Below are 11884 nucleotides of genomic sequence, written 5' to 3' on the forward strand. Positions count from 1 at the left end.
AACTATCTATATACACCTTAATAAAATTGTGACTTTTGATAGTTTTGCCATTGTTAATAAGCATAAAAATAGGAAACTTCTACTAAACCAGGCTACACTTTTTTCTTCATCCATTTAAATAAAGCATCACTTACTAATAGAGAATATTTAGTAATCCACACATCAACTTCTTTAGGAGTTACTATTAGTCTTTCCGGATTTGAGTTTAATACTTCTTGGAATAATTGAAGACGATCGTTAGAAGACCATGTAGACCATTCTCCAAAAATCGGTTTAATAACATTCATATCAAGTCTCGCATTTGGATCTGGTGTCCAAGATGAAACAGATAATTTACTAGAAGGTTTACCTTTCTCCTGAACTCTAGCAGCAATTGATCGAAATACTTTTTCTACTGCATCTGCGATAATAACCGTAGCATCTACTACAGTAGGAATACCTATTGCTGTAACTGGAACACCAAATACTTCTTTTGATACTTCTGTACGTTGGTTTCCAACTCCCGATCCTGGATGAATACCAGTATCAGTAATTTGAATCGTCTTACATAAACGCTCAGATCCACGAGTTGCTAAAGCGTCAATAACGAGAACTAACGCAGGATTTATTTTTTGAACTAATGCATGGATAAAGTCACTTGTTTCAAAACCTGTTTGTCCCGTAACACCAGGAGCATACATAATAAAATGATCACTTGGATTTTCTGAATTCTCAGCTTGCATTGCATCAATTGCAAATGGTCCGACAGCATCGGGTGTTATTGTTTTATTTCCAAGTCCAACGACGAGAACTTTACTTTCCTTATCAATTGTAATATCTTTATGAATCTCATCTAAGTATTTTACGAAAGATTTTTCTAGTTGTTCAAATCCATTTTCGTCATCTACGTATAATGTAGGAACGGAAAGTGTAATATAAGTACCCTCTTTTTTTCCTATCTCTTCTGAACCTTGTTTATCTACCGTAACTTTCGTAACATTTACTCGATTTTCCTTAAATTCTTCAATGACGACGCCACTGGTCTCTTCTAATTTTTCTTTTTGCTTTTTGGTGCGATGTTGTACTACTTCTTCGGCCTCATCTATTAGGTCGGTTCTACTCCAATTTACCTCAATTTCTGCCATTAAAATCACCTCAATTTATATGTTGGTCAAACTGTCAAGTAAATATTCTTTGCATTTATCTATTGCAATTATAGATTTCCTTTGGTAGAATGATTTTTGTTGTATTGACAATCGAAACTAGTGAGAAGATACTCATCTCAGGTCCTATCTTAGGAGGTGAAAGTTATGCCAAATATTAAATCTGCAATTAAACGTGTTAAAGTTGCTGAAAAAGCAAACGCTGCAAACTCACAAGCAAAATCTGCTATGCGTACTACTGTTAGAAAAGCTGAACAAGCTTTAGCAACAGGTGCTGAAAACGCACAAGAATTAGTAGTAGCAGCACACAAAGCTCTTGATACAGCGGCTTCTAAAGGCCTTATTCATAAAAATGCGGCTAGCCGTAAAAAGTCTCGTTTAACTAAAAAAGCGAACTAATTGAAGCCTTTAAAAATAAAAACCATCCTTACTTTAAGTAGGATGGTTTTTTTATATGTTTATAATGCTTTTAGTAGAAACATTTCTAAATATCTTTCTCTATTTCCACTAACACTCTTCAACATTAAATCGATCTCAGATAGTTTATTTAACGCTTTTAATAGTCTTTCTTCACTAGGACGAGATTTTTGTTCTAGCATTAATTTCACGCGATATGGATGCACCTTAAGCTGCTTAGCTATTTGCGTTGGGTGGTAGCCTTTTCTTTGTAAATAAAACACATTGTTCATCGTGCGAATGTTGGATGAAAGTAAACCAACTAACATAATCGGTTCCTCTTTTTGTCTTAATAAATCATGGTAAATTTGAATAGCTTCTGCATTGTTATGAGCTAAATATGCATTCAACATTTTAAAAGCATCATGCTCTAACGTTTTAGCTACTAAATCCTCTACCAAATTTACGTTAATAACTTGATCATCACCAAGGTAAAGTGCAAGTTTTTCAATTTCTTTTTGTAATTGCAACATATTTACGCCTACCATCTCGACTAATTTATCAATGGCATCGTTGTTTATTGTTTTACCATAGCTTTTTACTGCACTTAGAACCCAAACATTTAAGTCATTTTCTTTTAGTGGTTCTGCAATTAACATAACACTATTTTGTTTTATTTGTTTTGTAATTTTTTTACGCTCGTCTAGCTTTTCATAAGGAGCAATAAAAACTGTAACAGCAAAATCTGATGGGTTTTTCAACCAATTTTCTAAACGTCCTAAATCATGATCAATTTTTTCTTTACCTTTTTCTGTTGCTTTTAAAAAGGATGCATTTTTTGCTATAATTAATTTCTTTTCTGAAAAGAAAGGAAATGTGTCAGCTTCATCTATTACAAAATCTACAGGAGACTCTTCCAAATCAAAGCTCATAATTTCAGCATCTTCAGTTGATGCTAATGCTTTTTTTAATCTATTTAGCGTTTCGTCTATAAAATAGGACTCTTCTCCAACTAAACAATAGACAGGAGCAATATTCCCATTCTTTATATCATTCCAAACTTTTGTAAACATACAAATAGCCCCCTATAAATCTTTCCACTTATAAGTATACACATTTTAACACATACTTGTTGTATGTTTGTATAAAGTGTGACGTACTTCTAATGCTCAATTGGTAGATTTTATTTGATTTCATATAGATTTTTACTATTTATTAACTTATAATGTAGTTTGAGTAGGAGGGATAGTATGGCACATAATACAGAAAACGTTGTTACACATAACCCTTTTGAAGGCGATAATGGAGCTATGCAAGGAAACCAAGTAATCCCTGCTGGCATTGGATTTGTAGTATCATTCGTCTTCTTTGCACTTATGTTTACGATCGCAACAATTATTGCTGCTGTATAACTAAGTCGAAAGCTTTGTCAAATTTGACAAAGCTTTTTTCCTTTTTAGTAACTTGTTATTACCTTTATTTCTTTTTTGTTGACCGTAATTTCTATCGTTCCAGAATCTGCAGTGTTTAACATTCCGATTCCATTGTTTTGATATCGTTCAATGACCTCTTTATGAGGATGTCCATATCGATTATTTTTCCCCGAGCTAAAAATTGTTAATTGTGGCATTAAATTTTGTATAAAAATTTCACTACTTGATGTTTTACTCCCATGGTGACCTGCTTTTAAAATATTTATATTTTTTAACTTCGGGTATTGTTTTAGCATCTCTTTTTCACCTGCTTCTTCTAAATCGCCAGTAAACAATACGCTAAACTGATCATTCGCAACATATAAAACGAGAGAATCATCATTCCCCTCATATTCAACATCATTTGGCCAAAGATATTGAAAAATATAATCGTTTGCTATCCAATAATTATCCGACATTTGTTCTAGTATAGGAATCTTCATATCGTTAGTCGCTTGAACTAAATCCTTCATAACATCTTTTTCATAAGAATTAGGTGAAATATGGATTTCTTTCACTTCTAGCTCCTTTACAATTTCTTCAGCACCTTCTACGTGATCACTATCAGCATGAGTTATGATTAACTTATTAATACGATGTATCCCTTTTCCCTTTAGATATGGTACAACGACTTGTCTTCCCACTTCATAGGGCTCATTCGTTTTTTTCCATTCCTCACCTTCAAATCTTAAAACACCACCTGAATCTATTAGGTAGACTTCTGAGCTATAAGGTAACTCAATTAAAATACTATCTCCTTGTCCCACAGAAATAAATGATATTCTCAAATCTGCAAACGATTTGTTATGGAAATGTAAAAGCAAAATAGGTATGAACAAGACTAAACAATACTTCCAAATCTTTGCACCTTTATCAAACAAGTAAAAAGAATAAAAGATGCTTAAATAAGCGACTACAATTAGTATTAAAGCTGGTTTACCTGGAATCCACATCTGATTAGGTAATGTCTGAATCCATAAAATAAACTGAGCTAAAAGCTCCCTCAATGGTTCATAAATATTAAAAAGAATACTATCAACCTGTCCTGGTAAAAAGGATACAATTAATAACACAATATTAATAGGTAAAATAACAAACGAAAAAAGTGGTACAAAAACTATGTTGGCAACTAGCGAAGAAATACTTATTTCATAAAAATGGAATAGTAATAAGGGATATACTAACAATTGGCAAACAAATGTAATTAAGAAGGATTGAATAATCCAAGACTTATAACGATTTAGTATATTTCCAGAATAAATTAAACTTAAAGTTGCTAAATAAGAAAGTTGAAAACCGATTTGATAGATTGACCAAGGCTCTATCAATACAAAGAAAATAAAACTAATGGCTAAGGCATCATCCACCGGTATTTTTTTATATAGTTGTGTCAGCAGGATAATTTCGGCGACTATAACCGCGCGCCATACAGAGGGGGCTCCCCCCGCTAACATACCATAGATGGGCAATATTAAAATTAATAATAAAGTAGCAAGCTCTCTTCTTACCCCGATTCTTAATAAGCCTTGAAATACAATTAACGAAAGAATTGCAATGTGCAATCCTGAAATCGCAAATAAATGGGTAATTCCAAGCTTTTGATAAGCTCTTGTCATTTCTGAATCTACATTTTCCTGGAAACCAATGAGTAAACTTTGAGCTTCTGCTACGAGAGATGTTGGAAAAGTGTTTTCAATATGTTGAATTAGAAAATGCCTTTGTGAACTAATTTTTTGAAAAATAGAAGAAGTTGAATTAATGTATGTCCAATCCAAAATTTCTAAAATACCAATTGCACCTTTACTTTTTAAATAATTGTCCATATTAAATCCATACTTATGAGCCGGTGGATCTGGCTTATTTAACGTACCAATAATTTCAAATCTCATACCAACTAATGGCATCGTTTGAAACCGATACTTCTCTTCCTTTGTTTTGAGTTCGTAAGTTACATAAACTTTATGCCCCTGATCATCCTTCATAAAACCTCTTATTTTAGCCCCATTAATTTTATACTCATCTGTCCAGGTTAGCGTGACGGGAAGTTCCAATGGTTCGTAAATTTGATTCATTTGGTTCGAAAAATGTAAATAACAAACGATACCAACTATAATTACATAAAAACAATGAAGCATCGCGAACCGCTTGTAGACGCAAAATAGAAAAACTACTAATAACAAAAATAAAAACCCTATCGATTCATGTGCAGCGATTGCTGCTACTAAAACCGACAAGGCGTAAATTAACCATTTATGCTTTAATGAGTTTACCAAATAATTCATTCACCTTCTGTTCAAAAGGGACTAATTCTTCCTCTGTAGCACCTAAACTACGAAGTTTGTTCATCATTTCAAGAGAAAACTGTAGTTTTTCATCTTGTAAGAAGTCTATTTTCGCTTCATCAAATGGGACGTGTACAACATTCACATTTGCTTTTTCAAACAATTCTAAAGCATAAGGGTTATTTTTATAACTAGTAGCGTAATACACATTTTTAATGCCAGATTGAATAATTGACTTCGTACAAGGTAAACACGGGAAATGTGTAACATATAAATCTGCATCGTCTGTGGATGTACCATATTTTGCACATTGTAACAATGCATTTACTTCTGCATGGACAGTACGAACACAATGGTTATCAATTACATAACACCCTTGTTCTATACAATGCTCGTCCCCTGATATTGATCCATTATAGCCACCAGCTATAATTCTTTTTTCCCTAACTATAGTAGCTCCTACAGCTAATCTAGTACATGTACTTCTTAAAGCTAATAAATGACTTTGTGCCATGAAAAATTGATCCCAAGTAATACGTTCCATATGATTACCTCCACACTTTATCTATCTATTGTTAGTTTAGACCTAAAACAGAACAGTTGCAATGTGAGGATCAATATTTACTATTTTACAGTAATAAATTCTTTCAATTTTTCAAAGGTTTTATCACCAATACCAGTTACATTTTTCAAATCTTCCACTGTTTGAAAATTCCCTTGTTCCTGGCGATAAGCAATAATTGCCTGGGCTTTAGACGGACCAATTCCAGGTAAAGTTGATAGTTCTGATTCATTTGCCATATTGATATTTACTAGATTTGATGAAGATTTAGTTTCTGGAGAAGTGACGATAGATTTAAATTGTTCTTCTTCCATTTCTTCATCTATTCTAGGAACATATATTACCATCTCATCCTGTAATTTTTGTGCATGATTTATGTTCTTTGAATTAGCGTCTTCTGTATAGCCACCAGCAAGTTCGATGACGTCGATAATACGTTTTTCCGATGAGAGCTCGTAGACACCAGGGTATTTTACAGCCCCCTTAATATCAACAATTACATTTTGTTGAAACTCTTGCTCTTCTATAACAAGAGATGGTTCGTCCAAATTCGATTGTTCAGTTTCAATTGGAATTAATGTAAGTGGTTCAAGTTGTTCTTCACTTGAGTGGTTTTGTTGAAGGAATATGAAAAGAATTACAATACAAAGTATGCCTGGGGAATAGCACACTTAATCCATACTTTTTCACGAAGTTCTGGAACATTAAAACACCTACTTTCCAGAAGGTAAATCATATGGAGATATCTCTATATTACAAAATTTACCTTCTGTTAACAAGAGGTATTTGAGAGAATTTTTATTCATTTTATAGCTCTAAAAAAGATTCTCTCACTCTCAAAATCCGGATCTTCATCAGTAAAATCAGCGTAAATTTCAACTTTAGAAAATCCAGATTGATATAGCCATTCTTTATAAAAGTCTATTGGAAACGTACGCTGATAATGTTCTTCATCAAAGCGTACAAATTTTTCCGTATTACTTTCCTTTACAAAGAATGTCATTTGATGGTAAACGGAATGTTCATCTTCTCCTTCTTCTGTATGCCAAACATATAGAATATTACCATCATCATATGTGAATGGACTTTCCATGAAAATCTCATTCATTTTATATAATGAGTGAACGTCAAAAAATAACTGTCCACCTTTACGCAAAGATTCATAAATACGTTTAAATGTCTCCTGAACGGAGTGCTCATCTTGAAGATAATTTATAGAATCAATGGGAATAGTAATTACATCATAATTTTGAAACCCATCAATTTCATCCATCGACATTTGAAAAAAAGGAATCGAAATTCCTTCTTTCATTGCTCGGTCATTTGCGATAGCTAACATTTCTTCGGAAAGATCAATTCCACTCACATCATATCCTTCTTGGTGGAATTTTGATGTAAGTGTTCCTGTTCCACAACCAACATCTAATAATAATGGGTACTCTTCACTAGGTGCATACTTCTTTACCCAATTAATGTATTCATTGTATGGAACGTCTTGCATCAGTACATCATATACTTCTGCAAATTTTACATAGTTGCTCATAGTTCTATAGTCGGGGCATCTAATTGTGGTGCATCGCCCCATAAACGTTCTAAGTTGTAAAACACTCTTTCATCCTTATGGAAAATATGCACAACAACATCACCTAAGTCCACTAAAACCCAACGTGCGGAATCAAAACCTTCTACTCTTTTCACATCAAAGCCTTGCTCGTATGCTTTTTCTTGAACTTCTCTTGCTATCGCTTGAATTTGTCGATCAGAGTTCCCATGACAAATAATGAAATAATCCGCTAGTAAAGAAATGTTTTGCATATTTAACACAACGATATCTTCCGCACGTTTGTCGTCAATAGCTTTGTAAGCAACTTGTAATAAACTTTCTGTCATTCTTTCACTTTTCCTCTCTTCTTAAAGTTTTTAATAATTTTCATTTTAATTATTAGCCTTGAATTTAGTCCAAATCAATTAAATCGTTATAACATTCAATCGATAATGGGTAAATCTTTTGTTTAGTGTTAACTAAAAACTGAATAGAATGCCAAATGCATGAACGCATTGCTTTTTCTAAATCTATTTCAGCATTATTTCTAAGTTTTTCTACTCCGTCAAACTTACGGTTCGGTTCAATCATATCAGCAATAAAAATAATTTTTTCTAGTTTAGACATCCCAGGTCTACCTGTTGTATGAAAGCGAATTGAATTTAGTATATCTTCGTTATTAATATTAAATTCATGTTCCGCAATCCACGCGCCAACTGGTCCATGTAAAATTTCAGGACCCCAATTGACAAGCTGTTTGTCTAGCCCATGTTCTTGCACAATTTGGATCATCCATTGTTCATCCGCATACTTAGCAATATCATGTAAAATTGCAGCAGTTTCAGCAGCTTTAACGTCTTCCCCATATTTTCGAGCTAATTTAATTGCCGTTTCCATAACTCCTAATGTATGAATATATCTTTTTTCAGGCATTCTTTGTTTAATTGCTTCTAAATATTCAGCGCGTTCCATATAGACCTTCCTTTCGAATATAAGCTTCTACACCTTCAGGAAGTAAAAATTTTAATGTTCCCCCATTAGTAAAGCGATGTCGAATTAACGTGGAAGATAAGTCTATTTCAGGTGCTTCAATCATTTGCACTTTTAAGTTTGTGTAAGAGTTAGAGCCGGGACGTCTAAAACCAACAAACTTTACGAGCTTCATTAATTCATCAATTTTAAACCAATTATGGAGTGAATCAATCATATCTCCACCAATAATAAAATAGAACTCTACATTAGGTTCACGATTGAGTAAAGCTACCATCGTATCATAAGTATATGAAATGCCACCACGTTCAACTTCAATGGTTTCTACCTTGAAATTTGGGTTCGATTCCGCCATAATCTCAACCATTCGAAGTCGATCGGTCGTTGTGGCATCTCCTCTAAGTTGTTTGTGAGGTGCAATTGCATTTGGCATAAAACGGACTTCATCAAGGTTAAGTGCATGAAAAGCTTCATTTGCACAAATGAGATGACCGATATGTGGAGGGTTAAATGTTCCACCTAAAATGCCAACTTTTTTCATTCCAAACAACACCTTACTTTTTATCTACTCGAGGTAAATGAATTTTTTTATTATTTTTTGATTCTTTATATAGTACGACAGTTAAGCCGATTAATTGCACAAGTTCAGAGTTCGTTCCTTTTGCTAGTGCTTCAGCCACTTCATGTTTTTCTTCTTCACAATTGTCTAAGATGCGTACTTTTAATAACTCACGGGCTTCTAGCGCATCTTCTATTTGACGTAGCATTTGCTCATTGACGCCACCTTTTCCAACTTGAAAGATAGGTGTTAAATGATGTGCCTCTGCTCTTAAATATCTCTTTTGTTTTCCTGTTAACATAAAAAATGAAAATCCTCCTGTAGGTAAATTACTATATACCTTTAATTTAACTGTTCTGTTAGTTTTTCAACCATCAGTTTTGTATCTGGATATTGACCTAACCAATGTTCATAAGCAATTGCTCCTTGATGTACAAACATTCCAACACCAGTTACAACGGTTGCTCCAATTTCTTTTGCATGTTGTAAAAAAGGAGTCACTAATGGATTATACACAATATCTGACGCAATTGCGTCTTTTGACATTCGGTCTATTGAAAATGGTAAAGAAAATTCACCGTAATTCATACCAGCAGATGTCGTTTGAATTATTATTTTATATTTATTTAACATTTGACTTGCTTCTTCATTTGTTATGACTTTTCCACTACCTAAAGCGTCGATAAGATCACGTGCTTTAGATAGTGTACGGTTAGTGACAGTAATGTTTTCATAACCTTGATTTTTTAAAGCAAAAGCAATTCCTCTTGCTGCACCACCTGCACCAATCATTAGTACAGGTTGATTACGTAATTCATTGCCTACCTTTTCTTCCAAAGAGCGAACAAATCCGACTCCATCAGTGTTATACCCTTTTAAATGGCCATTTTTTAAACGAACTACTGTATTAACAGCTCCCATAAGTTTTGCTGTTTCATCGATTTCATCTAAAAATGGGATGATTGTAGTTTTGTGTGGAATAGTGACGTTAAATCCACTAACTCCCAGCAAATTCAAAGAATTAATCGCTTTTTCCAAATCCTCTGGTTTTACTCGAATTGGAATATAACTCGCATCGAATCCATCCAAGTCAAACCATGTATTATGCATTTCTGGAGATTTTGACTGAGCTATTGGATCTCCAATTACAGCAAACCATTTCTTCATTTTCCAAATATCCCTTCTCTTTTTATTTATATTAGTGAAGGTCGTATAAACACCTCTACACCTTTTGGAGCATGGACTGCAACAACTACATTTGCATGTTGTACAGTAATCCATCCTAAACCAGATATAACGACGTCAGTTTTATTTTCTTTAATTGAAAATTCGTGTCTTACAAGTTCCGGTAATCTTTCTATGAACTTTGAAGTAGGTGGTGATAATAATTCGCCCTTATGTTCTTCGTATAGTGTATCTGCTTTTTCTAACTTTGTACGATGAATTGGTAAATCATTTGCTATATGAATCGTAAAAGCAGATCTTTCTCCACGTATAAAGTCGAACCTTGCTAAAGCACCAATAAATAATGTTTGTCCAGCATTTTGCTGATATACTTTCGGCTTAATTTCCTTTTTCGGCGTAATGTATTTTAATTCACTTGAATCGATATGGTGTGCCATTTGGTGATGGTTAATTATCCCAGGTGTATCGTAAAGTGCTGCACCGTCGTCTAATGGTATTTCAATCATATCTAAAGTTGTACCTGGGAAATGCGATGTTGTTATTACATTTCCTTCTCCTGTTGCCTGCTTAATAATACGATTAATAAACGTCGATTTTCCAACATTAGTACAACCTACTACGTAGACATTTTTCCCTTTACGGTGTTGTTCAATAGCTTCAACAACGTCTGATATTCCAAACCCTCTATGGGCACTAACTAGTAGCACATCAATTGGTTGTAATCCTAAACTTTTCGCTTCTCGTTTAATCCAGTTAATCACTTTGTTTGGCTTAACTGATTTCGGAAGTAAGTCTGCCTTATTTGCAACCAATAAAACCGGATTTTTGCCAACAAATCGATGAAGTCCAGGTAACCAACTGCCATTAAAATCAAATATATCGACAATTTTTACAATTAGTCCTTCTTGTTCACCAAGACCATTTAAAATACGTAGAAAATCGTCGTCAGTTAGACTCACTGGTTGAATCTCATTGTAATTTTTTAAACGAAAACAACGTTGACAAATAACGGTTTCCTTAGTTAATGATGAAAGAGGTGTATATCCCACTGCCTCTTTATCTTCTGTTTGAATTACTGCACCACAGCCAATGCAATGTAGCTCTTCTGTCATTCTTTTTCCTCCCAAGTTTTAATGCCTCTACGTTTTAAAGAATTAAATACACGTCGTTCAACAAAACGATTGAATTTCGTAACCATACCATCTGATTCTGCTACAGGTCGAACTAAAATTGTATACAATTTCAATCGATTAGCTCCCATAACGTCAGTAAGTAATTGATCTCCAACCATTATTACTTCGTTTTTCTTTAATCCTAGTTGCTTTAATGCTGCTAAATAAGCTGCTCCTAACGGCTTTCTTGCTTTATAAATATATGGAATACCTAGTGGATCTGCAAATCGTTTTACCCTTGCTTCATTGTTATTTGAAGCAATAATGACTTTGATTCCCGCTTCTTCCATACCTTTAATCCAATTTGCAATCTCTTCTGTTGCTTCATGTCGATTCCATTCGATTAACGTATTATCTAAATCAGTAATGATTCCCTTAATCCCTAGTTTCTCTAACTTTTCTGGAGTTATTTCATATACTGAAGTAACAAACTCTTTTGGCAATAAAAAATTATACAACGATGATACCCCACTCAATAAATTTTATTATTTGATTATATCATAACGAATTAGCTTGTCCCATTGTCACTATGTCATTTCTTGCATATTATAGATAATCAATAAATAATTATCATTTTTTAG

At 33.6% G+C, this 11884-nt stretch carries 15 protein-coding genes; 2 read left to right on the top strand and 13 right to left on the bottom strand.

The window, feature by feature from the left end:
* Positions 1 to 92: 92 nt before the first annotated feature.
* On the bottom strand, positions 93 to 1124 hold the full coding sequence (gene gpr, locus CRO45_RS03925; protein WP_097148330.1) for a GPR endopeptidase: 1032 nt from the start codon (positions 1122 to 1124) through the stop codon (positions 93 to 95).
* A gap of 165 nt (positions 1125 to 1289) precedes the next feature.
* On the opposite strand from gpr, the gene rpsT reads away from it, so the two are divergent.
* Positions 1290 to 1541 (top strand): 30S ribosomal protein S20, encoded by a 252-nt coding sequence (rpsT, locus tag CRO45_RS03930; protein WP_097148331.1) that lies wholly within the window; start codon positions 1290 to 1292, stop codon positions 1539 to 1541.
* A gap of 59 nt (positions 1542 to 1600) precedes the next feature.
* Here rpsT and holA read toward each other — a convergent pair whose 3' ends face one another.
* Entirely contained in the window at positions 1601 to 2611 is a 1011-nt protein-coding gene (gene holA, locus CRO45_RS03935) for a DNA polymerase III subunit delta (protein ID WP_097148332.1), read from the bottom strand.
* A gap of 177 nt (positions 2612 to 2788) precedes the next feature.
* Here holA and CRO45_RS03940 point away from each other — a divergent pair, with 177 nt between their 5' ends.
* Entirely contained in the window at positions 2789 to 2950 is a 162-nt protein-coding gene (locus CRO45_RS03940; protein WP_097148333.1) for a YqzM family protein, read from the top strand.
* 44 nt (positions 2951 to 2994) lie between these two features.
* On the opposite strand, the gene CRO45_RS03945 is transcribed toward CRO45_RS03940, so the two are convergent.
* The 11 genes from CRO45_RS03945 to CRO45_RS03995 form a co-directional block, all read right to left on the bottom strand.
* Positions 2995 to 5292 carry a DNA internalization-related competence protein ComEC/Rec2 gene (locus CRO45_RS03945; RefSeq protein ID WP_170949401.1) on the bottom strand — a complete coding sequence of 766 codons (2298 nt, stop codon included), beginning with the start codon at positions 5290 to 5292 and terminating at the stop codon, positions 2995 to 2997.
* Positions 5261 to 5836: a ComE operon protein 2 gene (locus tag CRO45_RS03950; protein WP_097148334.1), complete on the bottom strand. Its 576-nt coding sequence runs from the start codon at positions 5834 to 5836 to the stop codon at positions 5261 to 5263. Before CRO45_RS03950 ends, CRO45_RS03945 begins: the two co-directional genes overlap by 32 nt.
* 80 nt (positions 5837 to 5916) lie before the next feature.
* A complete protein-coding gene (locus CRO45_RS03955) occupies positions 5917 to 6525 on the bottom strand; it encodes a helix-hairpin-helix domain-containing protein (RefSeq protein WP_097148335.1) in 609 nt (202 codons plus the stop codon).
* A 131-nt stretch (positions 6526 to 6656) separates the two neighbouring features.
* On the bottom strand, positions 6657 to 7397 hold the full coding sequence (locus CRO45_RS03960; protein ID WP_097148336.1) for a class I SAM-dependent DNA methyltransferase: 741 nt from the start codon (positions 7395 to 7397) through the stop codon (positions 6657 to 6659).
* Positions 7394 to 7744, bottom strand: coding sequence for a ribosome silencing factor (gene rsfS, locus CRO45_RS03965; protein WP_097148337.1), 351 nt, complete (start codon positions 7742 to 7744; stop codon positions 7394 to 7396). Before rsfS ends, CRO45_RS03960 begins: the two co-directional genes overlap by 4 nt.
* Before the next feature lie 64 nt (positions 7745 to 7808).
* Positions 7809 to 8369 (bottom strand): bis(5'-nucleosyl)-tetraphosphatase (symmetrical) YqeK, encoded by a 561-nt coding sequence (gene yqeK / locus CRO45_RS03970; protein ID WP_097148338.1) that lies wholly within the window; start codon positions 8367 to 8369, stop codon positions 7809 to 7811.
* On the bottom strand, positions 8356 to 8928 hold the full coding sequence (locus CRO45_RS03975) for a nicotinate-nucleotide adenylyltransferase (protein ID WP_097148339.1): 573 nt from the start codon (positions 8926 to 8928) through the stop codon (positions 8356 to 8358). The genes yqeK and CRO45_RS03975 overlap by 14 nt, the downstream gene beginning before the upstream one ends.
* Positions 8929 to 8941: 13 nt before the next feature.
* Positions 8942 to 9247 (bottom strand): ribosome assembly RNA-binding protein YhbY, encoded by a 306-nt coding sequence (gene yhbY / locus CRO45_RS03980; protein WP_097148340.1) that lies wholly within the window; start codon positions 9245 to 9247, stop codon positions 8942 to 8944.
* A gap of 41 nt (positions 9248 to 9288) precedes the next feature.
* The gene (aroE, locus tag CRO45_RS03985; protein ID WP_097148341.1) at positions 9289 to 10113 is read right to left on the bottom strand and encodes a shikimate dehydrogenase; all 825 of its coding nucleotides are present in this window, start codon (positions 10111 to 10113) and stop codon (positions 9289 to 9291) included.
* A 26-nt stretch (positions 10114 to 10139) separates the two neighbouring features.
* Positions 10140 to 11243, bottom strand: a complete 1104-nt coding sequence (yqeH, locus tag CRO45_RS03990; protein WP_097148342.1) for a ribosome biogenesis GTPase YqeH — start codon at positions 11241 to 11243, stop codon at positions 10140 to 10142.
* On the bottom strand, positions 11240 to 11761 hold the full coding sequence (locus CRO45_RS03995; protein WP_097148343.1) for a YqeG family HAD IIIA-type phosphatase: 522 nt from the start codon (positions 11759 to 11761) through the stop codon (positions 11240 to 11242). Before CRO45_RS03995 ends, yqeH begins: the two co-directional genes overlap by 4 nt.
* Between the last annotated feature and the right edge of the window lie 123 nt (positions 11762 to 11884).

Origin of the sequence: Ureibacillus acetophenoni (assembly GCF_900220965.1) — a bacterium.
GTDB lineage: Bacteria > Bacillota > Bacilli > Bacillales_A > Planococcaceae > Ureibacillus > Ureibacillus acetophenoni.

Excerpts from the sequence above, each read along its gene's own strand:
- CRO45_RS03950 (WP_097148334.1), bottom strand. The coding sequence starts at position 5,836 with ATGGAACGTATTACTTGGGATCAATTTTTCATGGCACAAAGTCATTTA.
- rpsT (WP_097148331.1), top strand. The coding sequence starts at position 1,290 with ATGCCAAATATTAAATCTGCAATTAAACGTGTTAAAGTTGCTGAAAAA.
- CRO45_RS03940 (WP_097148333.1), top strand. The coding sequence starts at position 2,789 with ATGGCACATAATACAGAAAACGTTGTTACACATAACCCTTTTGAAGGC.
- CRO45_RS03945 (WP_170949401.1), bottom strand. The coding sequence starts at position 5,292 with ATGAATTATTTGGTAAACTCATTAAAGCATAAATGGTTAATTTACGCC.
- CRO45_RS03960 (WP_097148336.1), bottom strand. The coding sequence starts at position 7,397 with ATGAGCAACTATGTAAAATTTGCAGAAGTATATGATGTACTGATGCAA.
- yhbY (WP_097148340.1), bottom strand. The coding sequence starts at position 9,247 with ATGTTAACAGGAAAACAAAAGAGATATTTAAGAGCAGAGGCACATCAT.
- rsfS (WP_097148337.1), bottom strand. The coding sequence starts at position 7,744 with ATGACAGAAAGTTTATTACAAGTTGCTTACAAAGCTATTGACGACAAA.
- yqeH (WP_097148342.1), bottom strand. The coding sequence starts at position 11,243 with ATGACAGAAGAGCTACATTGCATTGGCTGTGGTGCAGTAATTCAAACA.
- yqeK (WP_097148338.1), bottom strand. The coding sequence starts at position 8,369 with ATGGAACGCGCTGAATATTTAGAAGCAATTAAACAAAGAATGCCTGAA.
- holA (WP_097148332.1), bottom strand. The coding sequence starts at position 2,611 with ATGTTTACAAAAGTTTGGAATGATATAAAGAATGGGAATATTGCTCCT.
- aroE (WP_097148341.1), bottom strand. The coding sequence starts at position 10,113 with ATGAAGAAATGGTTTGCTGTAATTGGAGATCCAATAGCTCAGTCAAAA.
- CRO45_RS03975 (WP_097148339.1), bottom strand. The coding sequence starts at position 8,928 with ATGAAAAAAGTTGGCATTTTAGGTGGAACATTTAACCCTCCACATATC.
- gpr (WP_097148330.1), bottom strand. The coding sequence starts at position 1,124 with ATGGCAGAAATTGAGGTAAATTGGAGTAGAACCGACCTAATAGATGAG.